Origin of the sequence: Albimonas donghaensis, from assembly GCF_900106695.1 — a bacterium.
Taxonomy (GTDB): Bacteria; Pseudomonadota; Alphaproteobacteria; order Rhodobacterales; family Rhodobacteraceae; genus Albimonas; species Albimonas donghaensis.
Map to the genome: position 1 here is coordinate 177,282 of NZ_FNMZ01000001.1, position 22,661 is coordinate 199,942.

The following is a 22,661-nucleotide window of genomic DNA, read 5'->3' on the forward strand; positions in this document are numbered from 1 at the left end:
GTCCCCGCGTGCGGGCGCAGGCGGGCGGGGTCCGGGCGGGCGGGTTCGCGGCTTTCCACGGCGTGGAATGGATCCGGAGGTGACGGGCCCGGACTTCCGCACCGTGGAAACCGGCGCCGCATGCGGTGGCGCGACGCGCCGGGGAAGCGCATGTTCGCCCTCGACACGCCCTTTCCGAATCCGCCCCCCGCCGAGGCTCGTAACACCATGACCGACCGCATCCAGATCGCCGGCCTCCAGGTCGCCCCCGAACTCCATGCCTTCGTCGAGACCGAGGCGCTGCCCGGTTCCGGCGTCTCCTCCGCCGATTTCTGGGAGGGGCTCGCCGGCATCGTCCGCGATTTCGGGCCGAAGCGCCGGGCGCTGCTCGCCACCCGCGACGACCTGCAGGCGAAGATCGACGCCTGGCATCTCGCCCGACGTGGCCAGAGCTGGGACGCGGAGGCCTACAAGGCCTTCCTGACCGAAATCGGCTATCTGCGCCCCGAAGGCCCCGACTTCTCGGTCGCCACCGCCAATGTGGACCCGGAGATCGCGGCGCTGCCCGGCCCGCAGCTGGTGGTGCCGGTGATGAACGCCCGCTATGCGCTGAACGCGGCCAACGCGCGCTGGGGCTCGCTCTACGATGCGCTCTACGGCACCGACGCGCTGGGCGACCTGCCTTCGGGCAAGGGCTATGACCCCGAGCGCGGGGCGCGGGTGATCTCCTGGGCCAAGGGCTTCCTCGATGAAAGCGCGCCGCTGGCGGGGGGGCGGTGGGCGGACGTCACCGGGCTGAAGGTCGAGGGCGGCACGGTCATCGCCGCCTCCGCCACGGCGGGGGAGACGGGGCTCGCCGACCCCGCCCAGTTCGCGGGCTATACGGGCGAGGCGGGGGCGCCGAGCTCGATCCTCCTGCGCCGCAACGGGCTGCTGGCGCGGGTGATGATCGATGCGACCAGCGCCATCGGGGCGACGGACCCGGCCTCGATCTCCGACGTGATGCTCGAATCCGCGCTGACCGCGATCATGGATTGCGAGGACTCGGTGGCCGCGGTGGACGCCGAGGACAAGGCGCTGGCCTATCGCAACTGGCTGGGCCTGATGCGCGGCGACCTGACCGAGACGGTGGAGAAGGGGGGCGAGACCTTCACCCGCGCGCTCTCCCCCGATTTCGAGGCGACCGGGCCCGAGGGCGGGACCTTCGCGGTGAAGGCCCGCGCCCTGATGCTGGTGCGCAATGTCGGCCTGCTGATGACCACGCCGGCGGTGCTGGACGGCGACGGCGAGGAGATCGCCGAACACATGCTCGACGCCATGTGCACGGCGCTGGGCGCGAAGCATGACAAGGGCGCGAACTCGGCCGAGGGCTCGGTCTACGTGGTCTGCCCCAAGATGCACGGGCCGGACGAGGCGGGCTATGTCGCGGAGGTCTTCGGCCGGGTGGAGACGGCGCTGGGCCTCTCCCCCCTGACCCTGAAGATGGGGATCATGGACGAGGAGCGGCGCACCACCGTAAACCTGCGCGAATGCATCCGCGCGGCGGGCGACCGGGTGGCCTTCATCAACACCGGCTTCCTCGACCGCACCGGCGACGAGATCCACACCTCGATGGAGGCCGGGCCGATGGTGCGCAAGGCCGACATGAAGGCCCAGGCCTGGATCGGCGCCTATGAGGACTGGAACGTGGATGCGGGGCTTGCCTGCGGGCTGCGCGGGCGGGCGCAGATCGGCAAGGGCATGTGGGCCATGCCCGACCTGATGGCGGCGATGCTGGAGGCCAAGATCGGCCACCCCAAATCCGGCGCCAACTGCGCCTGGGTGCCAAGCCCGACCGCGGCGACGCTGCACGCGACCCACTACCACAAGGTCGACGTGCCGGCGCGCCAGGCCGAGATCGCGGACGGCGGGCGCCGCGCGAGCCTCGACGACATTCTCACCGTGCCGCTGGCCGACCGGCCCAACTGGTCGGAGGCGGAGGTGCAGGCCGAGCTCGACAACAACGCCCAGGGCATCCTCGGCTACGTGGTGCGCTGGGTGGATGCGGGGGTCGGCTGCTCGAAGGTGCCGGACATTCACGACGTGGGGCTGATGGAGGACCGGGCGACCTGCCGCATCTCCTCCCAGCATATCGCCAACTGGCTGCATCACGGGATCTGCACCGAGCGCCAGGTCATGGAGACGATGAAGCGCATGGCCGCGGTGGTGGATCGGCAGAACGCCGGCGACGCGGACTATCAGCCGATGGCGCCGGCCTGCGACGGGATCGCGTTCCGGGCGGCCTGCGACCTGGTCTTCAAAGGGCGCGAGCAGCCTTCGGGCTACACCGAGCCGCTGCTCCATGCCGGACGGCTGGCGAAGAAAGCGGAAATGGGAGGGAAGGCATGAGCGGAATTTCAGGGGCGTCGGGCCCGGGGATCGAGGCGGCGCGGGCCATCCTGGCCGGCGCCTTCGCCAAGGCCGCGGAAGCGGGGATGAAGCCGCTGGCGGTCTGCGTGCTCGATGCCGGCGCGCGGCTGGTGGCCTATGAGCGGCAGGACGGCGCGTCTCCGGGGCGCTACGAGATCGCGTCGGGCAAGGCCCATGGCGCGGTGATGCTGGGCATGGGCGGGCGGGCGCAGATGGCGCGGGCCGAGGCGCAGGCCTATTTCATCGCCGCCGCCAATGGCGCGCTGGGCGGCGGGCTGGTGCCGGTTCCGGGCGGCGTGCTGCTGCGCGATGCGGAGGGCGCGGTGATCGGGGCCGTGGGCGTGTCGGGCGATGCGTCCGACAATGACGAGGCCGCGGCGCTGGCCGGGGCCGAAGCCGCCGGGATCGCCGCCGAAGCCTGAGTTCCGAGACCTGAGTCCCGAGACTGGGGCCTGGGGCGCGCGGAGCGCGGGCGCCGCGTCCCGCGCTCGCCAGGCCGCCCGGTTCCGCCCGCGGCGCGCGGAACCGGGGGCGCCTGGCGGCGGGGGCTCTTGCCCGCCCTGCTGCGCGCCGGGGCGGACCGGCGCCTCCGCCGAGACGGACAGCCCGACCCGAGGCGGTTTTCGCGTCGGCGCAATGACGCGCGTCCTGCGCGTCGCCGTCCCGGGACCGCCCTCGCCGCCCGAAACAGCGCCGCTCGCGAGCCCGCCCGCAGCCGGCGCCGGCGCCCGGGAGACAGCCGCGCGCCGGTCGGGGCGCCGGCTCCCCCGGTCGCCTATTCGGCGGAGCCGGCGCCGGATTTGGCGGCCGAGTTGGCGGCGGGGGCGGAATTGGCGGCGGGACCGGGGGCGAAGCGCTCGCCCTTCACCACGATCCCCTCCGCCTCCCGGTCCCAGGTTCCCGCCACAGGGCCCTCGGCGCGCAGGCGGTGCTTCTCCACCTTCGCCGTGGGGGTCTTGGGCAGCTCGTCCAGCACGCGCACATAGCGGGGGACCATGAAATAGGCCATCCGCGCCCGCATGAATTCGAACAGCGCCGCCGGGTCGACCGAGCGCCCCTCCGCCGGCGCCACGCAGATCATCACGTCGTCCTCCGCCAAGGGACTGCGGGCGGCCACCGCCGCGGCCTCGCGCACGTCGGGATGGGCCAGCGCCTCCGCCTCCACTTCGAAGGACGAGATGTTCTCTCCCCGCCGCCGGATCGAGTCCTTCACCCGGTCCACGTAGAAGAAGTTCCCCTCCGCATCCCGCCGGAACGCGTCGCCGGTGTGGAACCAGCCGTTGCGCCAGGCGGCGGCCGTGGCCTCGGGGTTGCGATGGTAGCCCGAGAGCATCGCCCAGGGCCGGTCGGTGCGCAGGATCATCTCGCCGACCGCGCCCGTCGGGACCTCGCAGTCGTTCCCGTCCACCAGCCGCAGGTCCACGCCCGGCCGCGCCCGCCCGCAGGCGCCGTCGACCTCCGGATTCGCCTCCGAGAAGGTGGGGGTCGAGATCTCGGTCATGTTGAAGATGGTGCGGACCTCGACCCCGAACCGTTCGGCGAAGCGCCGCGCGCCGGCGAGCGGCACCATCAGCACCAGCCGCAGGGGGTTGTCGGCGTCGCCGGGCTCGGGCGGGCGCTTTTCCAGGAAGGCCGCCATCACGCCCAGCATGAAGGCCACCGAGGCCTCCGTCCGCCGCACCGTGCCCCAGAAGGTCGCCGTGTCGAAGCGCTCGGCCAGCGCGAAGGAGGCGCCGCGGGCCAGCATCACGAACATCGGCCCCATGCCGCCGATATGGAACATCGGCGCCGCGACCAGGTAGCGGTCGTCCCCGGTGACGAAGGGCCAGCTCTCCGGCCCCGCATTGGACCACAGGTGCAGGTAGGACATCAGCACGGCCTTGGACGGCCCCGTGGTGCCCGAGGTGAAGATGATCGACATCGGGTCCCAGGGCTCGACGGGGCGCGGCGGGGGGACGAGCTCGCCCGCCTCGGGCAGCAGGGCGTCGGCCCAGGCGAGGCAGGGCAGGGGCAGGCCCTCCGCCTCGCCCCCCACGATCACCAGGGTTTCGAGCGCGGCCGTGTCGACCTCGGCCAGCCGGGGCGCGAGATCCGCATGCACGATCCCCAGCTTCGCGTCCGACAGCTCCACCACATGCGCGAGCAACCCGCCCTTGTAGGCGGTGTTGATCGGCACGCAGACCGCGCCGAGATAGTTCAGCGCGAAGAACACCCGCACATGCTCGCGCCCGTTGGGGAGCCAGACGAGCACGTGATCCCCCATCCCCACGCCCAGCCGTTGCAGGCCGAGCGCGGTTTGCAGGACCAGGTCGCGGAACCGGGCGTAGGTCCAGTCCTCGACCGCGCCGTCGAGACTGTCGAAGCGGGCGAAGACGCGGGTTCCGCGCTCCTCCGCCCAGCGGTCGATCAGGTCGCGGGTGACCACGTCGCGGCGGCGCGGGATGGCGGGGTCGGCGGTCTCGGGCGCCTCGGGGGCGGGAGCGGCGGAGATCATCGCGCGGCCTCCGCCGGGGCGCGGTCGAAGACGTAATCGTCCGGGTCCGCCTTGCGGGTCATCCGCCAGAAGTCGTCGTTGCGCCACGGCGTCAGCGCCACCACCCGGCCGCGGTCGTTGCGATACCAGTTGGTCATGCCGGGATGCGTCCAGACCATCTTCTCATGCGCCGCGTCGACGCGCGCGTTATAGGCGTCATGCACGTCCTCGCGCACCTCGATCGCCTCGGCCCGCCGGGCGAAGAGCGCGTCGAGCAGGGCGAGCACGTAATCCGTCTGCATCTCCACATTGGCGATGATCGAGCCGCCGTGCCCCAGCCCCACATTGGGCCCCAGCAGCATGAAGAAATTGGGGAATCCCGGCACGGTGGTCCCCAGATAGGCGCGGGGGTCGTCGTCGTCCCAGACCTCCGAGAGCAGGCGCCCGCCGCGGCCCGTCACCTGGTAGTTCCCCAGCATCCGCGCGGTGACGAAGCCGATGGCGAGCACCAGCACGTCCGCCTCCCGCCGGGCGCCGTCGCCCGCGACCAGCTCGGCTCCGTCCACTTCCGCCAGCCGGTCGGCGACCAGCGTCACGTCGGGCCGGGCCATGGTGCGGAACCAGCCGTTGTCCATCAGCATCCGCTTGCCGAAGGGCGGGTAGGTGGGGATGACCAGCGGCGCGAGGTCCTGGCGCTCGCCCAGCTCGGCGCGCACGTAATCCTCGAAATGGCGGCGATGCGCGTCGTTGGAGGCGTTCAGCGCCCGGTCCGGATGCGGCCAGTCGGGGTCTTTCTGCAGCGACCCATGCACCCGATCGTTGAAGGTCCAGGTCATCCGCTGCCGGTGCCAGGCGCGGTAGAGCGGGACTTCGCGCAGCAGCATCCGCACGCCCTCGGGGATCTCGCGCCCGAATTGCGGGAAGGGCGCGGCCCATTGGGGGGAGCGGGCGTAGACGGTCAGGTGCTCGGTCCGCTCCGCGATGGCGGGGACCACCTGCATGGCCGAGGCGCCGTTGCCCACGACCGCCACCCGCTTGCCGGTCACGTCCAGCCCCTCGGGCCAGCGGGCGGTATGGAAGGCGGGGCCGGGGAAGCTGTCGAGGCCGGGGATGGTCGGCGTCTTGGGGATGTTCAGCACGCCGACGCAGGAGATGACGGCCTCGGCCTCCAGCACCTCGCGCCCGTCCGGGCCCTCCGCCTCGACCCGCCAGATCCGCGCGCCCTCGTCCCAGTCGGCGCGGGTGACGGTCGTGCCGAACCGGGTGATCTCGGGCAGGCGGAAATCCCGGGCGACGCCGGAGAGGTAGCCGTGGATCTCATCGCGCAGCGCGAAGGGGCGGGTCCAGTCATGCGGGGCGAAGGAATAGGCGTAGATGGCGTTGGGCGTGTCGACGCCGGCCGCGGGATAGCGGTTCTCCAGCCAGGTCCCGCCATAGTCGTCGTTCTTCTCGATCAGCGTCGTGGCGATCCCCCGCTCCCGCAGCCGGATCGCCGCGCAGATGCCCGAGGCGCCGCCGCCGATGACGATGACCCGGAAGCCCTCGGGCGCCGGGACCGGTTCGGAGAGCGAATGCCGCGCGAGCCCCAGCCCCTCCGCGATGATCTCGCCATAGCCTTCGGGCGGACGCTCGGCCATGGCGCAGGCCAGCATCTCCTCCAGCAGCGCGGGGTCGGGTTCGGCGATGGCGAGCGGGCGGCCCGCGCGCCAGGTGAGAATGGCGTCGAGGGCGGCGTCGCGGATCTCGGACTGGATCCCGGGGGGGAGGCCGCCGTCATCATTGTCGTCGAGCCCGATGGCGCGGCGCGGGCGGTAGGGCGCCTGCATCCAGCGGAGATCGCCGGTCATCTGCACCAGCAGCATCAGCAGCACGGGAATGTTGGCGTCGGCGACCGCGGCGGCGAAGCGCGCGCGGTCCGCGGATGCGGCGTCGGTCATCTGTCTTCCTCCCTGGGCGCGTCCCGTCGCGGTTGATCGGGCGCCTCCTTTTGATTGGCGGGAAGCCTAGCTAAAGCGGTCGCTTTAGTCGATGGATTTCAGTAGGGAGGCGCCAGGGCGGGGCGGCGTGCGGAGGGCGCGTGGACGACAAGGACGCGACAGACATGGCCGGCCTCGCGCCGACGCCTTCCGAACCCGGCCCAAAGCCGAGTCCGAAGCCCAATCCGGACGCCGACCCGGACGCGACCCGCGCCCGGATCAAGGCGGCGGGGATGAAGCTGTTTTCGGAACGGGGGATCGACGCCGCCTCGGTCCGCGCCATCGTGCGCGAGGCGGGGGCGCGCAACGGGGCCTCGCTGCACTACTATTTCGGCTCCAAGGAGGGGCTGATCCGCGAACTCGCCGCCGACGCCGCCCGCCGTTCCGACCGGGCGCGCAACGGGCTGCTGGATGCGATGGAGGCCGGGGGCGGTCCGCGCCGCGCCGCCGATATCGTGGGCCTGATGGTGGCGGTGGAGACCGCGCCGGCGCAGGGCGGGGCGCTGGACGGGCTGCCTGTGGGCTTCGGGCACATGCGCTTCGTGGACGCCATGCAGGGGGCCCACCGGGCGCTGTTCCTCGACGCGGTGGGGGGGCGCTGGACCACCAGTTTCGACCGCTGCATGGCGCATCTGCGCGGGATGCTGGGCCATCTGCCCGACGACGAGGCCCGGCGCCGGCTGGCCTTCTTCGTGGTCTTCTTCAGCGCAGGCCTCGCCGCGCGCGAGGCCGCCTTCGTCGCCGACCCCTCGGGCGGAGGGCTCTGGGGCCGCCCCGGCGCGCGCGAAAGCTTCGTGGCGAGCCTGTGCGGGGGGCTGGAGGCGCCCGGGTGAGAGGGCGGGCGCCCCCGCGTCGCCCGTCCTCGTCCCGACGCCGCGCCGCGCTCAGAACATGTAGTCCCCGCCGTTCAGGTGCAGCGCCTGGCCGTTCACGAACCCGCCGGTGGTGCACAGATAGACCGCCCCATAGGCCAGATCGTCCACATGCCCCCAACGCCGCACCGGCACGCGGTCGCGCACATCCTCGACCACGGTGTTGGGATACTGGCTCCAGTCGCGCGAGGTGTCGATGGCCCCGGGCACCAGCGTGTTGGCCGTGATCCCGTGGGGGCCGAGCTCCTTCCCGATGGCCTTTGACAGCCCGTGCATCCCCGATTTCGCGGCGATGTTGTAGGCGCGGTTGGTCAGGTGGCCGGTGAAGCCGTCATAGCCCGAGACATGGATGATCCGCCCCCAGCCGCGGTCCTTCATCCCCGGCACGACCTCATGCGCCAGGTAGAAGCAGGACGACAGGTTGGTGCGGATCGCCCAGTCCCAGTCCTCGATGGTGATGGTCTCGAACGGCTTGTGCAGCCGGCGCGAGACGTTGGAGACCGCGATGTCGACCTTGCCGAAGGTCGCGATCGCCTCGGCCACCATCTCCTTGACCTGCGCGGGCTCGGAGACGTCGGCCATGATCCCGTGGGCGGTCCCGCCGGCCTCGCGGATCGCGGCGACGGTCCCGTCGACCTTCTCCCGGCTGTTGGCGCCGTTGACGATCACCGAGGCGCCGGCCTCGGCCAGCCGGATGGCGATGGCGCGGCCGATGTTCTGGCCGGAGCCGGTGACCAGCGCGACCCTTCCGTCGAGCCGGGTGGGGTGAAGGGGCGCGCCGCGCGGGTCGTCCGAGGGGGCGGCTTCGGGCATGAGGAGGTCCTCCCGTTGGAATGCCGGGCTTCGGGCGGCCCGATCAGGATAAGGGGTCGGGGGGGCCGGGCGCGGGCCCGGCCCGGGGGTCACATGCCGATCAGGTCGGCGCGGTCCACGATCCGGTCGACGATGCGCATGGAGGCGATGTCGATCATCCGCCCCTCGAACTGGGCCGCGCCCTCGCCGCGCGCGATGGCGGCGTCGAAGGCCTCGCGCATGCGCCGCGCGCGGTCCACGTCCTCCGGGGTGGGAGAGAAGACGCCCTGCGCGATCTCCACCTGGCTGGGATGGATCGCCCATTTGCCGACCATGCCGAGGATCATCGACCGGCGGCATTCCTCCGCGAACACCTCCGGCGCGCCGAAATCGGCGAAGGGGCCGTCCACCGCGTCGATCCGGTTGACCCGGGCCGCGATGGTCATCTTCTGGCGCTGATAGTGCCAGATGTCGCCGGGATAGCCGCTGTCGCCGCCGATATCCCTGGTCGACACGCCCTGGGAGGCCGAATAGTCGCCCATCCCGAAGATCATCGCCTCCAGCCTCGGGGAGGCGGCGGCGATCTCGTCCACGCGCTGCATGGCCTCGACCTCCTCGATCAGGGTTTCGAGGCCGATGGTCTTCGTCAGCTTCAGCTTCTTCTCCATCATCGAGATCAGCTTGTCGCAGAACGTGATGTCGTCCGGCCCCATGCATTTGGTGAGCATGATGAGGTCGAGCCGGGCATGCGCGCCCTCGATCACCTCGATGATGTCCTCATAGGCGTATTCGGTGGTCAGGTCGTTGATCCGCACGCAGACGGTCTTCGCGCCCCAGTCGAGCCCGTTGATCGCCTCGACGATCTTCCTGCGGGCCGGGCGCTTGGCGTCGGGGGCCACCGCGTCCTCAAGGTCGAGGAACACGTAGTCCACGTCCAGCGCCGCGGCCTTGGTCATCATCTTCTCGGATGAGCCGGGCACCGAAAGCTGGCAGCGGCGCAGGCGTTTGGGGCGGGTGTGCGGATGGGTCATCGGGGGCGTTTCCTCAGGGGTCAGGCCACGGCGCCGGAGGCGCGAAGGGCGGCGATCTGGTCGGTCGAAAAGCCGAACTCGGCGAGGATCTCGTCGGTGTCCTCGCCGATCAGCGGGGCGCGTCGGCGGACCCCGCCCGGCGTGCCGGTCATGCGCACGGGCGTGCCGGCGACGGTGAGGGGGGCGTCGGCGCCGGGCGCCTCCACGGCGGCGAGCATCTCGCGGATCGCGAAATGCGGGTCGGCGAAGATGTCGTCGGCCCGGTAGACCGGGGCGAAGGGGATGACGCCGCCAAGGGTCTCGGCGATCTCCGCGCGGGTGCGGGTTCCGGCCCAGTCTTCGAGGAAGGCGGTCACCGCCTCCCGGTTCAGCAGCCGGGCGTCGTTGGTGGCGAAGCGGGGGTCGTGCTCCAGCTCCGGCCGGTCGATGCGGCGGGTGAAGCGGCCCCAGAACAGGTCCTTGGGGATGCCGAGGCTGAACCAGCCGTCCTTCGCCCGGAACAGGCCGAACGGATGCAGCAGCGGGTGGTAGTTGCCCTCCACCCCCGGCGCCGCGCCGGACGCGCCGTACTGGAAGACCAGCCGCTCGCACAGCGCCAGCACCCCGTCGACCATGGCCACGTCCACATATTGCCCCCGGCCGGTGCGCGCCGCGTTCCAGCAGGCCGAAACCACGCCGAAGGCCGCCCACATCGCCGGCACGATGTCGCCCACGCCGGGGCCGATCTTGGTGGGCGGGCCGTCCTTTTCCGGCCCGGTGATGCCCATGATCCCGCCCATGGCCTGGGCGATGGGGTCGTAGGCGGGCCAGTCCGCATAGGGGCTGGCGCCGCCCCGCCTGTCTCCGAAGCCGCGGACCGAGGCGTAGACCAGCCGCGGATTGATCTCCTGCAGCCGCTCCCAGGGCAGGCCGAGCCGGTCCATGACGCCGAGCCGGTAGTTCTCGATCACCACGTCGGCCTGCTCGATCATGCGGAGCAGCGCGGCCTTGCCGTCCTCCGACTTCAGGTCCAGCACGACCGAGCGCTTGTTGCGGTTGATCGAGGCGAAATAGGCGCCGTAGCCGCCGTCCTCCATCCGGGTCTGGCCCTCGGCCCAGGGCCCGATGCGCCGCGTGTTGTCGCCGCCGGGAGGCTCGACCTTGATGACCCGCGCGCCCTGGTCGGCCAGCATCATCGAGGCGTAGGGCCCGGCCAGCATCATGGTCAGGTCGATGACGGTCAGCCCCTCCAGCGCGCCCCCCTGCGGCGCGCCCGGAAAGCGGCCTGCGGGCGGGGCGGGAGAGGGGGCGGGCGGCGCGCTCACGCCGCCCCCCAATGGCTGCGCCGTTTCATCAGCGCGGTGCGGTCCGCCTGCACGCAGAGCTTGTCGTCCTGGTTGATCCCGTAGTGCCGGAACGTCACCAGCCCGGCGTCCTCGCGGTCCGAGGGCGCGGCGGAGAGCACTTCGGTGAAGGCATAGAGCGTGTCGCCATGGAACACCGGGTTCGACAGCCGGATGCCGGTCATCGAGACTTCCGACAGCACCTGCTCGGCGGTGTCCTGCGCCGCCAGCCCGAGGGTCATGGACAGGTTGATCCCTCCGAACACCACCCGCTGCGCGAAGATCCCCGAGGCGCCCTGTTGCATGGCGTGTTCGTTGAAATGCCCCTCGGCGGTGTTCATCACCAGGTTGGTCAGCAGGACATTGTCCATCTCGGTCACCGTCTTGCCGCGGCGGTGTCGCCACAGGTCGCCGGGGGCGAAGTCCTCGAAATAGTTGTTCGCGGAGGTGAGGGCGGCGGAGGCGCTCATTCGGCCCCCTCCGGCTTGTCGCCCCACGCCTGTTCGAACGCCTGGTCGGCGATCCAGCGATCCACCCCCGACTTGCCCAGCAGGTTGTCGGAGATGATCCGCATCTGGATCTGCGACGTGCCCTCGAAGATCTTGGTGAGACGGGCGTCCCGCCAGTGACGTTCCACCGCGTGCAGGGTGGTGTAGCCGGCGCCGCCGAGGATCTGCAGCGCGTCCGAGGTCACCCGCTCCGCCATCTCGGAGGCGAAGAGCTTGACCATCGACGCCTCCTTGTCGCAGCGGCGGCCCTGGTCGATCTCGTTGCACACGAAATACATCAGCTGCCGGGCGGCCTCGACCTGGCTCGCCATCTCGGCCAGCTTGAAGCGCAGGCCCTGGAATTCGGCGATGGGGCGGCCGAACTGGGTGCGCTCCAGCATGTAGGCGGTGGCGTCCTCCAGCGCGCCCTGCGCCAGCCCGATGGCGCGGGCGGCGGTGTGGGCGCGGGCGGTCTCCAGCCCCTTGGCCATGATCAGGAAGGCCTTCCCCTCCTCTCCGATCAGGTGGGAGGCGGGGACGCGGCAGCCGTCGAAGGAAAGCTCCAGCGTGTTCCAGCCGAAATACCCGATCTTGGGGATCTTCGAGCCCGAGACGCCCTTGGGAAGCTCGCCGCGCGGCTTCTCGATCATGAAGCAGGAAATCCCCATCCAGCGCTTGGACGAGCTGGGCGGCGGCGCGGTGCGGGCGAAGACGGTCATGTAATCGCAGCCGTCCGCGAAGGTGCACCAGTACTTGGACCCGGTCAGCACCCAGTCGTCCCCGTCCCGCACCGCCCGGCAGGAGATCGAGGCGAGGTCCGATCCCGTCCCCGGCTCCGACAGGCTGGAGGCGTTGAGATATTCGCCGCGCACCACGCGGGGCAGGTATTCGGCCTGCATCTCGGGGCTCATCGCCCGGCGGATCCAGCCGCCCTGGCCGCGCGCCATGATCGAGGCGACCGACATCCAGCCGCGCGCGAGCTGTTCGGCGATCAGGCAGTATTCGAAGCAGCCGAGCCCGAGCCCGCCGTATTCCTCGGGGATGGTCACGCCGAAATAGCCCATGTCGGCCATCTTCCGGCGCAGCTCCATGGGGATCTGGCCGTCGGGACCGTCGAGCGCGTTGGCGACGGGCAGCACCTCGCGCATCGTGAAGTCGCGGGCGCTGTCGCGGATCATGATGCGCTCTTCGGTGAAGTAGCCGCGGCCGTCGGCCGAATGGGCGCTGTCGTGGGGGGCGTTCATGCGCGTTTCCTCACCAGGTTGGTGCGCCGGAAGCGGATGACCTCCTCCCCGCGCTGGTTGAAGCCCTGCGTCGCCCAGGTGACGATGCCGAAGGCGGGGCGCTTGTCGCTTTCGCGGGCGTCGATCACGCGGGACCGGGCGGTCAGCGTGTCGCCGGGAAAGACCGGGGCGAGGTATTCGCAATCCTCGACGCCGAGGAACGGGCCGCCGCCCTCCGACAGGTCCTCCACCGACAGGCCGAACACGGTGTTGAACACCAGCAGCGGGTTCACCGGGGTCGTGGGATGGCCGTTGGCCCGCGCGATCTCGGCGTTGGTGTATTGCGGGTTGTAGTTGAGCGTGAGGATGGAGAAGAGCGTGTTGTCCGCCTCCGTCACCGTGCGCCCCCAATGGTGGGCGAAGTCCCGGCCGGGCGAAAAATCCTCGTAGCGATTGCCGCGGGGCCAGGGCTTCGCCTCGGCCTTCAGTCGCGCGACGACGGTCTCATGGGACATGAGCTGCGGTTTCCTCCCTGGGGCGAGGTCCGGATCGGGCCGGACTCTTCTGGTTTTCTTGTGCGGTCGGCGGGTCGCCGGGTCGCCGGGTCGGCGGATCGGGTCAGCGGATGGCGTCGAGCAGGGCCGACAGGTCCGGCGCCCCGTCCAGCCCGGCGGCGGCGGCGATCATCGCCTCGGCCCGCGCCTCGCCGATGACGGGGGGCGCGATGGCGCGGGCCTTCGTCTCCAGCCTGCCCTGCTGGGCGGCGAGGTCGGTGGCGGGGACGCCCACATTGGCCTCGGCGCGGAAGGTCCGGCCGTCCTTCGTGGTCAGCGTGATCGCGGCGCCGTGGCGGGGCGAGGTTCCGACCGGCCGGGGATCGACCTCCACCCGCCCGCGCAGCTCGGCGACCTTCGGGTCGCGGGCGGTGGCGTCGGTGTAGAGATCGAGCGCGGCGGTGTCGGCCCCCATCAGCGTCAGCCCGGCCAGCGAGCGGATCGAGAACTTCACGTCCAGTCCCGAGCGCGGCTCGCGGATGTCGCAGACCCGGGTGTGGGTGACGGGGACATGGAGGACGAGACGCTCCAGATCCTCGGCCCCGATGCCGGACTCGGCGCGCAGGGTCTTGAGCGACTCGATGGCGGAATGCGTCAGGTAGCAGGCGGCGTGATACTTGAAGAGCACCTCCTCGACCTCGAACGGGGCCGCGGGATCGGGGCGGAAGGGCGCCGGGGCGAAGGCGGTCGACAGCGTCGGGCCGAACCCCTGTTCGCATTCCAGCCCGTCGGGGCGGGCGGTGAAGCCGCGGGCCGCGAGCCGGGCGGAGAGCAGTCCGTTCGAGGCGGCGCGGCCGGCATGGAGGGGCTTGGCCATGGTCCCGAAATTGGCCTTCAGACCCGCGGCCTGGGTGCCGGCGAGCGACAGGGCCCAGGCGGCGCGTTCGGGGTCGAGGCCCATCAGCTGGGCGCAGCCCGCCGCCGCCGCCACGGTTCCCACGGTCGCGGTGGCGTGGAAGCCGTGCTCGTAATGGGCGTCGTCCATCATCGCGCCCAGGGCGCCGGCGACCTCCAGCCCCGCCACGAACGCGGCGATGAGCTGGTCGCCGGAGGCGCCCAGATCCTCGGCCAGCGCCAGCACGGCGGGGGCGATGGCGACGGTGGGGTGGCCGTGCATCCGCCGGTGCACGTCGTCGAAGTCGAGCGCATGGGACATGGCGCCGTTGATCAGGGCCGCGTCGGCCAGCCCGGCGCGGCGGCCGCCGGAGGCGACGATGCGGGCGCCGGAGGACCGGGACGCGGGCTCGGGCGCCAGTTCGTCGCGCAGGAGCGCGGAGAGCGGCTCGGCCGAGCCCGCGACGGTCACCGCGGACCAGTCCAGCAGACAGGCGCGGGCCCAGGCGCGGGCGGCGGGCGTCAGGTCGGCGGGGCGGAAGGCGGAGAGCCAGGCGGCCATCTCCGCCGTCGGTCCGGGGGGGGTGGGGGCCGGGCCGGCGCCTGTCGGGACGGCGGGGCGGGCGAGGGTGCTGTTGTCCATGGCCGCGATCTTGGCGCCGCCCGGACCGGCCCGCCAAGCGCCATCGCATCCGCGATACCCGATATCAGGAGTCTGATAGACGTTCCGGCGTCCTCATTCCGCGGTCTCGGCGCAAGCGGCCCGCGCCCGCCGAAGCCCCCCGCCGAAGCCTGACGCCGCAGCTCCACGCCGCCGTCCGCGCGAGCACGCTCGCGCCCGACCGCTCACGCGGCCGGGACGGCTTGGCGCCGCAACGGGAAAGGGGGGCGCCCGGCGGCGCCGTCAGGGGCGCCAGGGGGGCGCCAGGGGGGCGCCGGGGGGCGAAGGTCAGTCGAGGAAGGCGCGCATCAGGGCGGCGACCTCGTCGGGCTTCTGGTGCATCAGCCAGTGGTCGCAGCCCTCGATCTCGCGCAGCGTGAGGTCGTCGCACAGATCCTCCAGCCCCTCGCGGCTGACCGGCAGCAGGGCGGAATCGTCCATCCCCCAGATCAGCAGGTGGGGCATGGTGATGCGCATCGCCTCCGCCGGCAGGTCCGGAATGTCCCCGGGCGCCAGCGTCCCGCCCGGCGGCGGCACCGCGATGCGCGCGGCGCGATACCAGTTCACCATGCCGTTCATCGCGCCGGGCTGGCCCCAGGCGGCCTTGTATTTCGCCATCACCTCCGGCGTCATCCAGGACACGTCCATCTTCGCCCACAGCATCCGCATCACGCCCTCGAAATCGTCGGCGGCGAGCTTCTCATGGCTGTCGGGCTGGCGGAGGAAGTGGATGTACTGGCTCGCCGCCCCCTGCGCGGGATCCGTCGCCAGCGCGCGCTGGAAGGGCAGGGGATGCACGCCGTTGGCGATGATCAGCCGCTCGAACCGCTCGGGCGCCCGCATCGCGGCGGCGTAGGCGACGCCCGCCCCCCAGTCATGCCCGATCAGCGCATGGGCCCGCCCGCCGGGGCGGTAGTGGTCGAGGATCGCCACCGCGTCCGACACCAGCTTGCCGGTGGAATAGGCCGAGACCTCGGCCGGCTTGTCGGAGAGGTTGTAGCCCCGCTGATCCGGCGCCACGCAGAAATAGCGGTCCGAGAGGCGTGCGATCATCTCCTCCCAGCCGCCCGAAAACTCGGGGAAACCGTGCAGCATCAGCAGCATCGGCGCGTCGCGCGGGCCTTCGGCGAGGCAGGAGAAGGTCAGGCCGTTGGCCTCGATGGTCTCGCGGTTCATGGGGGTCCTCCCTTGGCGGCGGGCCGTTTCGGCGGAGGCGCGTCCGTCGCCGGCCCTGTTCCCTCAAGGGCTATCGGTCCCGGCCGGCGCTGTCACCTTTCGAGCCGCGCCCCCGCGCCTGCGCGCCCGCCGACTTCGCCCCCGCACCCCCCTGCACCCCCCCGCGCCCCCCCCCGCAACGCGGCGTTGTCGGCGCGGCAGGCGCCTCCGGCCCTTGACGCAGGGCGCCGCACGCCGGAAGACGGGGGCGCAACCACGACCCTGGAGGGGGGCGAAACCAGGGGGACGGCGCATGGATCCGGTCAGACGGCAATACGAGACCTATCCCTATCCCGCCCGCGATCCGGCCGATGAGGACAGGCGGCTGATCGTCGGCTCGCCCTCGGACCCGATCGAGATCGACCATTTCTTGTTCCGCGGCCGTCGCGACTGGTCGCGGCCCTTCCGCGCGCTGATCGCCGGCGGCGGGGCCGGCGACGCGCTGGTGATGATCGCGCAGAAGCTGGCCGATGCCGGGCGTCCGGCCGAGCTGACCTATGTGGACATGTCCGAGGCCTCGCGCGCGGTGGCCGAGGCGCGCATGGAACGCCGCGGGCTTTCGGCGACCTATGTCACGGGCTCGCTGCTGGACGCGGCCGATCTGCCCGGCGCGCCCTTCGACTATATCGACTGCTGCGGCGTGCTCCATCATCTGCCGGACCCGCAGGCGGGCTTCGCCGCGCTGGCCGGCGCGCTGAGCCCCGAGGGCGGCATGGGCCTGATGGTCTACGCCCCCCTGGGCCGCGACGGCGTCTACCCGATGCAGGAGGCGTTCCGCGCCCTGCTGGGCGGCGACGCGCCGGAAACCCAGGTGGCCCTGGCGCGCGAGGCGCTGGGCGCGCTGCCCGAGACCAACGGCTTTCTGCGCAATCCCTTCGTGGGCGACCACAAGGAGAGCGACGCGGGCCTCTACGACCTGCTGCTGCATTCCCGCGACCGTCCCTATTCGGTGGCGGAACTGCTCGCGGCGCTGGAGGGCGCGGGGCTCGGCCTCGTCTCCTTCCTCGAACCCATGCGCTACGACCCCGCGCAATACCTGCCCGGAACGCCGGCCTTCCGGGAGCGCCTCGCCGCCCTGTCCGAACCCGAGCGCTGGGCGATGGCGGAGCGTCTGGCCGGCAACATGCGGATGCATGTGGTCTACGCGGCCCCCGCCGCCCGGGCCGGTCAGGCGATGGCCCGGATGGCGGCGGATGCGGTCCCCCGGCTCAACGGGCTGGAGGCGGGCGCGCTGGCGCGCAAGGTGGCGCAGGACGGGGGGTTCCGGATCACCGTCTCGGGCCTGCGGCACTGGGTGGAGATCCCGAAGCCCACCGCGCCCCTGCTGGCGCGGATCGGGGGCGGGCGCAGCCTCGGCGACATCTCGAAGGGGGCGGGGCTCGACTGGTTCGCCTTCGCCCAGGCCTTCGGGCCGGCGGTCCGCGCGCTGACCGGGGTCAACCTGCTGCGGTTCTCGAAAGGGCTGAAATCATGAGCGATGCGATCGGCCCCCGCGACCTCGCCGACCGGCCCGACTGGGCGCTGAGCCATGTTCCGGTGGCGCCCTTCGTCCATCCGCGCAGCGCGGTGGCGCCGGGGATCGCGCCGCTGGACCCGGCCGACTGGTTCCATGTGGACGAGGACCATTCCGGCCAGATGCGCCTGCGCGACGCGCTGATCGCCCACAGCCCGGACTGGGCCTTCGACACGCTCCCCGAAGGCGAGGCCGCCGCCGCCGAGCTGCTGGAGGAGATCCTGATCCATCTCGGCGCCCGCCCCGATTACAAGGTGCGCGCGGACGGACGGGTGCGCCGCCCCGACGGGGTCGAGGTCGACACGCGCGCCCTGCCTTCCATGGCCGCCGCCGGCCGGCTGGTGCAGGACGACCTGCTGATCATGCGGAAGGCCGAGGGCGAGGAGGAGCATCGCCTCGTCGCCGGCGTGCTGTGCTTTCCGGCCCACTGGACCCTGTCGGAGAAGATCGGCAAGGCGCTGCTGCGCATCCACATGCCGGTGCCCGAATATGCCGGGGACCTGTCGCGCCGGGTGCAGCGGTTCTTCGACGGGGTGCAGCCGGGCCGGCCGCTGTGGCGGGGGAACTGGCATTTCGCCGGGCGCCCCGACATCGTGACCCCGATGCGCGAGGCCCTGAAGACCGCCGCCGGCCATGACCGCCTCGCCGAGAACGGCGACGACGCCTGGCTGCGGGTCGAACGTCAGACCGTGCTACGCCTGCCGCGGAGCCGGGCGGTGGTGTTCGGGGTGCGGACCATGGTGTCGCCGGCCGAGGCGATGAGCTCCGAACAGTGGCGCGGCCTGCACGCCACCCTCCAGGCGCTGCCGGAGGAGCTTGCGGTCCGCAAGGTCTCCCCCGCCCTGCGCGCCCGCGCTGCGGCGGAATCGGGGGCGGAATCCGGGGCGGAACCTGAAGCGGAGGTTGGGGCGGCGCGGCGGCCGACGCGATAGCCGCCGCCCGCCGTCCGCCCGCCCCTCCGCCGGGGCGGCCCGCTCAGAGCGCCAGGAACCCGCCATCGGCCGGATAAGCCGCGCCCGTGACGAAGGAGGCGCGGGGCGAAAGCAGGAAGGCGATGACCTCGGCCACCTCCTCGGGCTCTCCCAGCCGGCCGATCGGGTGCAGGGGGACCAGCGTCTCGGCCTCCAGATGCGCGGTCATCGGCGTGCGGATGAAGCCCGGGCAGACCGCGTTCACCCGCACGCCCAGCGCCGAATATTCGATGGCGGCGGAGGCGGTCAGCCCGATCACCCCGTGTTTGGCGGCCACATAGGCCGAGGCCCCGCCCCGCGCCGCCCGCCCCAGCACGGAGGAGATGTTGACCACCGCGCCGCCCCCCGATTCCAGGATCTTGGGGATCTGGGCGCGCATGCCCAGGAACACGCCGGTCAGGTTGACCGAGATGATGGCGTTCCAGTCCTCGACCTTGGTGTCGACGACCGTGGCGCGCTGGCTGCCGACGCCGGCGTTGTTCACCGCCAGCTTCAGCGACCCGAACGCCTCCACCGCCATCGCCACGGCGGCGGCGTGGTCGTCGGGATCGGCGGCGTCGGCGCGCATCGAGCACGCCTCGGCCCCCGCGGCGCGCAGCTCGCGCGCCACCGCGTCGGCGGCCTGGCCGTCGATATCGGTCAGCGCCACCGGCGCCCCCATCGCGGCCAGGCGCAGCGCCGTGCGCCGCCCGATGCCCGAGCCCGCGCCGGTGATCAGCGCCGGCATCCCCGCCAGTTCGCGTCCGGTTGCGTCCGCATTCCCGTCCATGCCCGCTCCTTCTCCCTTGTTGAGGGGGAAGTCTGGGGCGGGACGGGGGCCGCGTCTTGCGTCAGCGGCGTCGGGATTCGCGGGGGGCGCGGCCATGCTCGGCCCGGAACGCGCGCGAAAAGGCCGAGAGGCTGGTGTAGCCGCAGGCCATCGCGACCTCGCGCACCGGCAGGGTCGAGCGTTCCAGCAGGTCCGCGGCGCGGCGCAGGCGGGCGCGGCGGTCCCAGGCGCCCGGCGTCAGCCCGGTCTCGGCGCGGAAGGCGCGCTCCAGCCGGTCCGAGGACACGCCCAGCGCCCCGGCCAGGCCCGCCACGTCGAGCCGGGTCTCGCCGCCGCCGGATTCGATTTCGGCGATCGCGTCGGCGACCAGCGCGGCGCGCGACGAGGGCTCGGGCGGGCGGGCGCCGGGATTGCGCTGGGCGTGAACGAACCAGTCCGCCACCGCGCCGGCCAGCGCCGGGCCGCCATCCTCGGCGATCAGCGCCAGCATCATGTCGAAGGCGGCCGCGCCCCCGGCCGAGGTGAAGCGGGTGCGGTCGATCACGAAAATCTCGCGGCGCAGCTCCAGATCGGGAAAGGCCGCCGCGAAGGCGGAGCGGGAGCGGTCGTGCAGCGTGCAGGCATGGCCGTTCAGCAGCCCGGCGCGGGCCAGCAGGAAGGCGCCGTCGGCCACCGCGCCGACCCGGGCGCCGGCGCGCAGCGAGCGGCGGATCCACGCGATCTCGGGCCCCGGGGGGCGCGCGTCGGCGGCGCCGCCGGTGCACACCACGATGCGCTCGGCCGGCGGCGCGCTGTCGGCGCCCTGGTCGGGGCGCAGCGCGATCCCGCAGGAGGCCCGCACCTCGGCCCCGTCCGGCGACACCAGTCGCCAGGAATACAGCGGCCGCCCGGCCAGTTCGTTGGCGGCGCGCAGCGGCTCCACCAGGTTGGCGAAGGCCATCATCGGAAAGCCGGGCGCGACCAGGATCGCCCAGCGGATCGGAGCGGCGGCGGCGGGGCCGTCGGGCCCTCCGGGGCGGTGCAGGCCGGCGGTGGGGCGGGCTCGGCCTCGGAGCGGGGCGGCGACGCGGGACGATGCGTCCGGCGCGTCTCCGATCCTGTCGGGATCCTCTGTCCCGCCTCGCCCAATGGCCGGTCTTGCGGCGCCAGACAGCGGCATGTTCGGGTCCTTCCACGCCGCGTCTGAGCGAATTCACGTTTGCGACGTGGGGCCAGCATTCGTGGTGCGGGGGCGCCAGTCAATGCGCGGCGCGGCTCCGCGCCTGATATTCGGGCGGTTGCGCCGGATATTGCGCCTTGATCCCCCGGCAGCGGTTCGCGTTCGCCACTGAACGCGAGTAAATCATTATAATACGGGCGCTTGCGGGGATTTGATTGCGGGACGCAACGGGGTCCGATTCGCGCTATCCGCGCGCGCCGGCCCCGTTCCGCCCCCAGGCGCCCAGCCGCAGGGCGCCGGCGGTCACCACGCCATAGACGAGCATCCCCCCCGCCACCGCCAGGAACACGCCCTGCAATCCGAAGCCGAGCGATCCGGTCAGCGCCGCGCCGCCGCCGATCGCGATCGCCAGCCGCGCGAAGCCCGCCACGGTCGGCCACAGCACCCGCCCTGCGCCCTGGCTGGCGAAATACAGCGCCAGCCCCAGCGCGAAGAAGAAGTAGAAGGGGCCGACGGTGCGGAAATACATCCGTCCCGCCTCCAGCGCGCCGGTGTTCTCGGGGCCGAGGAACAGGCCCAGCCACAGGTCCGGGAAAATCGCCATCACCCCGCCGATGCTTCCCACGAACCCCGCCGCGGCCAGCGAGCCGGTCCAGGCCACCCGCAGCGCCCGCGCGCGCTGGCCGGCCCCGATATTGGCGCCGACCATGGCGGTCATCGCGGCGCCCATGCCGAACACGATCGGCACCATCAGGAACTCCAGCCGCGCGCCCAGCCCGTAGCCGGCCAGCGCCGCCTCGCCGAAGCGGCCGACCAGCCCGACCATGGCGACGATCGTGGCCACCGTCTGCACCGCGCTCAGCGCGGCCATCAGTCCGACCCGCAGGATGTCGGCGAAGAGCCCCGCCTCCAGCCGCCCGAAAGCCCGGCGGAGGGAGAACCCGGCCCGCCCCGAGGCGATATAGGCGAAGGCGCCCAGTCCCGCGATCCCGAAGGAGATCACCTGGCCCGCCGCCAGCCCCGCCATGCCGAGCGCGGGCGCCGGTCCCCAGCCCAGCGCCAGCGCGCCGCCGATGGGGATGGAGCCCGCCGCGGCGGCGAACAGCGCCAGCGCCGGCACGAACATGTTTCCCGTCCCCCGGATCGCCGAGAGCTGGGCGTTGCACAGCCAGTGGCAGAGGCAGCCGGGGAAGAACACCGCCGCATAGGCCAGCGCCTGGGGCAGGGCGGCCTCGCCGCCGCCGAGCAGGGCGAAGAGGTCGGGGGCGAACAGCCCCATCAGCCCTGCGGTCAGCGCCGCCGCGCCGATCCCGATCACCGCCGCGTGCAGGGCCAGCCGGTCGGCTCTGCGCCCGTCGCCGGCCCCAAGCGCCCGCGCCACGGCGGCCGAGATCGCGCCGCCCATGGCGCCGGCCGACAGCATCTGGGTGAGCATCACGAAGGGAAACACCAGCGCCAGCCCGGCCAGCGCCGAAACCCCGATGCGCCCGGCGAACCAGCCCTCGGCGATGGAGGTCGCGGCGGTGGTCGCCATGGCGATGACGTTGGGCGCCGCCAGCCGGGCCAGCGTCGAGGGGATCGGCGCCTCCAGCAGCAGCCTGGTGCGGGCGCTCCGCCGCGCCTCGGCCCGGCTGGCGCCGGCGCCGGCGACTTGGGCGGCTCCGGCGACGGCCTCGGGCGCGGCCCCCTCGGCGGCGGAGACGGCCATCAGGCCGCGCTTCTTTCGGCCAGGGGGAACAGCAGGCAGGTGGTGGTGCCATGGGCGTAGAGCTTGCCGTCCTCGACGCCGACCAGCCGTCCTTCGGCCGTGGCCATCTGGCGGCCGGCATGGATCACCGTGCCGGTGGCGCGCAGCAGGCCGCGGCCGGGCAGGATGGCGCGGGTGTAGTGGATCTTCAGCTCGGCGGTGGTGTAGCCCACCCCCGCCGGCTGCGCCGTATGCGCGGCCAGCCCCATCACCGAATCCAGGATCGTCGCCGCGAAGCCCCCATGCACCGCCCCCGTGGGGTTGAGCAGCCAGTCCCCGGGCTCGGCGTCGATGCTGCACGTGCCGAAGTCCAGCGAATGCGGGATCGACATGCCGATCGTGTCGGTGATCGAGGGCCGGTCCCCGAACTCGCCCGCCACCAGCGCCCGCATGTAGTCCAGCCCGGTCATGGTCATCGCCGCCCGCAGGTTCAGCCCGCCGACCACGTAGTCATAGGTGCGGGTGCGGGCGCCGGCGGCGTGGGCATCTGCGGGGCGGGCATCTGCGGGCCGGGCGTCGGCGGGCGCGGGCGCGGTCAGGGGGGCGGCTTCGGTCATGGGGGGCTCCTTCCCGGTCGGGATCGCGCCGGGGTCGGGCGATCGCGAAAAGCGAGTTCCTTTTTGGAATGTGCTGGCGAGGCTAGGTTCCCTTTCGGAACGTGTCAAGCCGCGCT

At 72.5% G+C, this 22,661-nt stretch carries 19 protein-coding genes; 5 read left to right on the forward strand and 14 right to left on the reverse strand.

The annotated features are described in order from the left end of the window. The first annotated feature begins 207 nt into the window (after positions 1-207). Positions 208-2,367 carry a malate synthase G gene (locus BLV24_RS00730; protein ID WP_092680200.1) on the forward strand — a complete coding sequence of 720 codons (2,160 nt, stop codon included), beginning with the start codon at positions 208-210 and terminating at the stop codon, positions 2,365-2,367. Continuing rightward, the gene (locus BLV24_RS00735) at positions 2,364-2,810 is read left to right on the forward strand and encodes a GlcG/HbpS family heme-binding protein (protein WP_092679233.1); all 447 of its coding nucleotides are present in this window, start codon (positions 2,364-2,366) and stop codon (positions 2,808-2,810) included. Before BLV24_RS00730 ends, BLV24_RS00735 begins: the two co-directional genes overlap by 4 nt. Positions 2,811-3,163: 353 nt before the next feature. Here the strand turns inward: BLV24_RS00735 and BLV24_RS00740 are convergent, their stop codons facing one another. Together BLV24_RS00740 and BLV24_RS00745 are read right to left on the reverse strand one after the other, a co-directional pair. Next, a complete protein-coding gene (locus tag BLV24_RS00740; protein WP_092679234.1) occupies positions 3,164-4,882 on the reverse strand; it encodes an AMP-binding protein in 1,719 nt (572 codons plus the stop codon). After that, on the reverse strand, positions 4,879-6,798 hold the full coding sequence (locus BLV24_RS00745) for a flavin-containing monooxygenase (protein ID WP_092679235.1): 1,920 nt from the start codon (positions 6,796-6,798) through the stop codon (positions 4,879-4,881). The genes BLV24_RS00740 and BLV24_RS00745 overlap by 4 nt, the downstream gene beginning before the upstream one ends. A 140-nt stretch (positions 6,799-6,938) precedes the next feature. On the opposite strand from BLV24_RS00745, the gene BLV24_RS00750 reads away from it, so the two are divergent. Further along, positions 6,939-7,670, forward strand: coding sequence for a TetR/AcrR family transcriptional regulator (locus BLV24_RS00750; protein WP_218133313.1), 732 nt, complete (start codon positions 6,939-6,941; stop codon positions 7,668-7,670). A 51-nt stretch (positions 7,671-7,721) separates the two neighbouring features. Here BLV24_RS00750 and BLV24_RS00755 read toward each other — a convergent pair whose 3' ends face one another. The 8 genes from BLV24_RS00755 to BLV24_RS00790 form a co-directional block, all read right to left on the reverse strand. Continuing rightward, positions 7,722-8,522: an SDR family NAD(P)-dependent oxidoreductase gene (locus BLV24_RS00755; RefSeq protein WP_092679236.1), complete on the reverse strand. Its 801-nt coding sequence runs from the start codon at positions 8,520-8,522 to the stop codon at positions 7,722-7,724. A gap of 89 nt (positions 8,523-8,611) precedes the next feature. Further along, complete coding sequence (locus BLV24_RS00760) at positions 8,612-9,532, reverse strand: HpcH/HpaI aldolase/citrate lyase family protein (protein ID WP_092679237.1); 921 nt, start codon at positions 9,530-9,532, stop codon at positions 8,612-8,614. 20 nt (positions 9,533-9,552) lie between these two features. Then, on the reverse strand, positions 9,553-10,836 hold the full coding sequence (locus BLV24_RS00765) for a CaiB/BaiF CoA transferase family protein (RefSeq protein ID WP_218133314.1): 1,284 nt from the start codon (positions 10,834-10,836) through the stop codon (positions 9,553-9,555). Beyond that, the gene (locus BLV24_RS00770; RefSeq protein WP_092679238.1) at positions 10,833-11,324 is read right to left on the reverse strand and encodes a MaoC family dehydratase; all 492 of its coding nucleotides are present in this window, start codon (positions 11,322-11,324) and stop codon (positions 10,833-10,835) included. Before BLV24_RS00770 ends, BLV24_RS00765 begins: the two co-directional genes overlap by 4 nt. Further along, positions 11,321-12,586, reverse strand: a complete 1,266-nt coding sequence (locus BLV24_RS00775) for an acyl-CoA dehydrogenase family protein (RefSeq protein WP_218133315.1) — start codon at positions 12,584-12,586, stop codon at positions 11,321-11,323. The genes BLV24_RS00770 and BLV24_RS00775 overlap by 4 nt, the downstream gene beginning before the upstream one ends. Further along, positions 12,583-13,080, reverse strand: a complete 498-nt coding sequence (locus BLV24_RS00780) for a MaoC family dehydratase (RefSeq protein WP_092679239.1) — start codon at positions 13,078-13,080, stop codon at positions 12,583-12,585. The genes BLV24_RS00775 and BLV24_RS00780 overlap by 4 nt, the downstream gene beginning before the upstream one ends. 103 nt (positions 13,081-13,183) lie before the next feature. Beyond that, positions 13,184-14,596: an MmgE/PrpD family protein gene (locus tag BLV24_RS00785; protein WP_092679240.1), complete on the reverse strand. Its 1,413-nt coding sequence runs from the start codon at positions 14,594-14,596 to the stop codon at positions 13,184-13,186. Positions 14,597-14,902: 306 nt separating this feature from the next. Continuing rightward, positions 14,903-15,790, reverse strand: coding sequence for an alpha/beta fold hydrolase (locus BLV24_RS00790; RefSeq protein ID WP_092679241.1), 888 nt, complete (start codon positions 15,788-15,790; stop codon positions 14,903-14,905). Positions 15,791-16,082: 292 nt separating this feature from the next. On the opposite strand from BLV24_RS00790, the gene BLV24_RS22735 reads away from it, so the two are divergent. Together BLV24_RS22735 and BLV24_RS00800 are read left to right on the forward strand one after the other, a co-directional pair. After that, positions 16,083-17,303, forward strand: a complete 1,221-nt coding sequence (locus BLV24_RS22735) for a class I SAM-dependent methyltransferase (RefSeq protein ID WP_092679242.1) — start codon at positions 16,083-16,085, stop codon at positions 17,301-17,303. Further along, the gene (locus BLV24_RS00800; RefSeq protein ID WP_092679243.1) at positions 17,300-18,274 is read left to right on the forward strand and encodes a heme-dependent oxidative N-demethylase family protein; all 975 of its coding nucleotides are present in this window, start codon (positions 17,300-17,302) and stop codon (positions 18,272-18,274) included. Before BLV24_RS22735 ends, BLV24_RS00800 begins: the two co-directional genes overlap by 4 nt. A gap of 43 nt (positions 18,275-18,317) precedes the next feature. On the opposite strand, the gene BLV24_RS00805 is transcribed toward BLV24_RS00800, so the two are convergent. From BLV24_RS00805 to BLV24_RS22740, 4 genes are all read right to left on the reverse strand, one after another. Beyond that, positions 18,318-19,082 carry an SDR family NAD(P)-dependent oxidoreductase gene (locus BLV24_RS00805; RefSeq protein ID WP_176954575.1) on the reverse strand — a complete coding sequence of 255 codons (765 nt, stop codon included), beginning with the start codon at positions 19,080-19,082 and terminating at the stop codon, positions 18,318-18,320. A 61-nt stretch (positions 19,083-19,143) separates the two neighbouring features. Continuing rightward, the gene (locus BLV24_RS00810) at positions 19,144-20,241 is read right to left on the reverse strand and encodes a GlxA family transcriptional regulator (RefSeq protein WP_218133316.1); all 1,098 of its coding nucleotides are present in this window, start codon (positions 20,239-20,241) and stop codon (positions 19,144-19,146) included. A 244-nt stretch (positions 20,242-20,485) separates the two neighbouring features. Further along, complete coding sequence (locus tag BLV24_RS00815; protein ID WP_092679245.1) at positions 20,486-21,949, reverse strand: MATE family efflux transporter; 1,464 nt, start codon at positions 21,947-21,949, stop codon at positions 20,486-20,488. Beyond that, positions 21,949-22,545 (reverse strand): PaaI family thioesterase, encoded by a 597-nt coding sequence (locus tag BLV24_RS22740; RefSeq protein WP_218133317.1) that lies wholly within the window; start codon positions 22,543-22,545, stop codon positions 21,949-21,951. The genes BLV24_RS00815 and BLV24_RS22740 overlap by 1 nt, the downstream gene beginning before the upstream one ends. Between the last annotated feature and the right edge of the window lie 116 nt (positions 22,546-22,661).

What these genes read in the sequence shown, in the direction of transcription:
- BLV24_RS00755 (WP_092679236.1), bottom strand. Translation starts at nt 8,522, where the DNA reads ATGCCCGAAGCCGCCCCCTCGGACGACCCGCGCGGCGCGCCCCTTCAC.
- BLV24_RS00735 (WP_092679233.1), top strand. Translation starts at nt 2,364, where the DNA reads ATGAGCGGAATTTCAGGGGCGTCGGGCCCGGGGATCGAGGCGGCGCGG.
- BLV24_RS22735 (WP_092679242.1), top strand. Translation starts at nt 16,083, where the DNA reads ATGGATCCGGTCAGACGGCAATACGAGACCTATCCCTATCCCGCCCGC.
- BLV24_RS00780 (WP_092679239.1), bottom strand. Translation starts at nt 13,080, where the DNA reads ATGTCCCATGAGACCGTCGTCGCGCGACTGAAGGCCGAGGCGAAGCCC.
- BLV24_RS00785 (WP_092679240.1), bottom strand. Translation starts at nt 14,596, where the DNA reads ATGGACAACAGCACCCTCGCCCGCCCCGCCGTCCCGACAGGCGCCGGC.
- BLV24_RS22740 (WP_218133317.1), bottom strand. Translation starts at nt 22,545, where the DNA reads ATGACCGAAGCCGCCCCCCTGACCGCGCCCGCGCCCGCCGACGCCCGG.
- BLV24_RS00805 (WP_176954575.1), bottom strand. Translation starts at nt 19,082, where the DNA reads ATGGACGGGAATGCGGACGCAACCGGACGCGAACTGGCGGGGATGCCG.
- BLV24_RS00760 (WP_092679237.1), bottom strand. Translation starts at nt 9,532, where the DNA reads ATGACCCATCCGCACACCCGCCCCAAACGCCTGCGCCGCTGCCAGCTT.
- BLV24_RS00740 (WP_092679234.1), bottom strand. Translation starts at nt 4,882, where the DNA reads ATGATCTCCGCCGCTCCCGCCCCCGAGGCGCCCGAGACCGCCGACCCC.
- BLV24_RS00730 (WP_092680200.1), top strand. Translation starts at nt 208, where the DNA reads ATGACCGACCGCATCCAGATCGCCGGCCTCCAGGTCGCCCCCGAACTC.
- BLV24_RS00790 (WP_092679241.1), bottom strand. Translation starts at nt 15,790, where the DNA reads ATGAACCGCGAGACCATCGAGGCCAACGGCCTGACCTTCTCCTGCCTC.
- BLV24_RS00815 (WP_092679245.1), bottom strand. Translation starts at nt 21,949, where the DNA reads ATGGCCGTCTCCGCCGCCGAGGGGGCCGCGCCCGAGGCCGTCGCCGGA.
- BLV24_RS00800 (WP_092679243.1), top strand. Translation starts at nt 17,300, where the DNA reads ATGAGCGATGCGATCGGCCCCCGCGACCTCGCCGACCGGCCCGACTGG.
- BLV24_RS00745 (WP_092679235.1), bottom strand. Translation starts at nt 6,798, where the DNA reads ATGACCGACGCCGCATCCGCGGACCGCGCGCGCTTCGCCGCCGCGGTC.
- BLV24_RS00770 (WP_092679238.1), bottom strand. Translation starts at nt 11,324, where the DNA reads ATGAGCGCCTCCGCCGCCCTCACCTCCGCGAACAACTATTTCGAGGAC.
- BLV24_RS00810 (WP_218133316.1), bottom strand. Translation starts at nt 20,241, where the DNA reads ATGCCGCTGTCTGGCGCCGCAAGACCGGCCATTGGGCGAGGCGGGACA.
- BLV24_RS00775 (WP_218133315.1), bottom strand. Translation starts at nt 12,586, where the DNA reads ATGAACGCCCCCCACGACAGCGCCCATTCGGCCGACGGCCGCGGCTAC.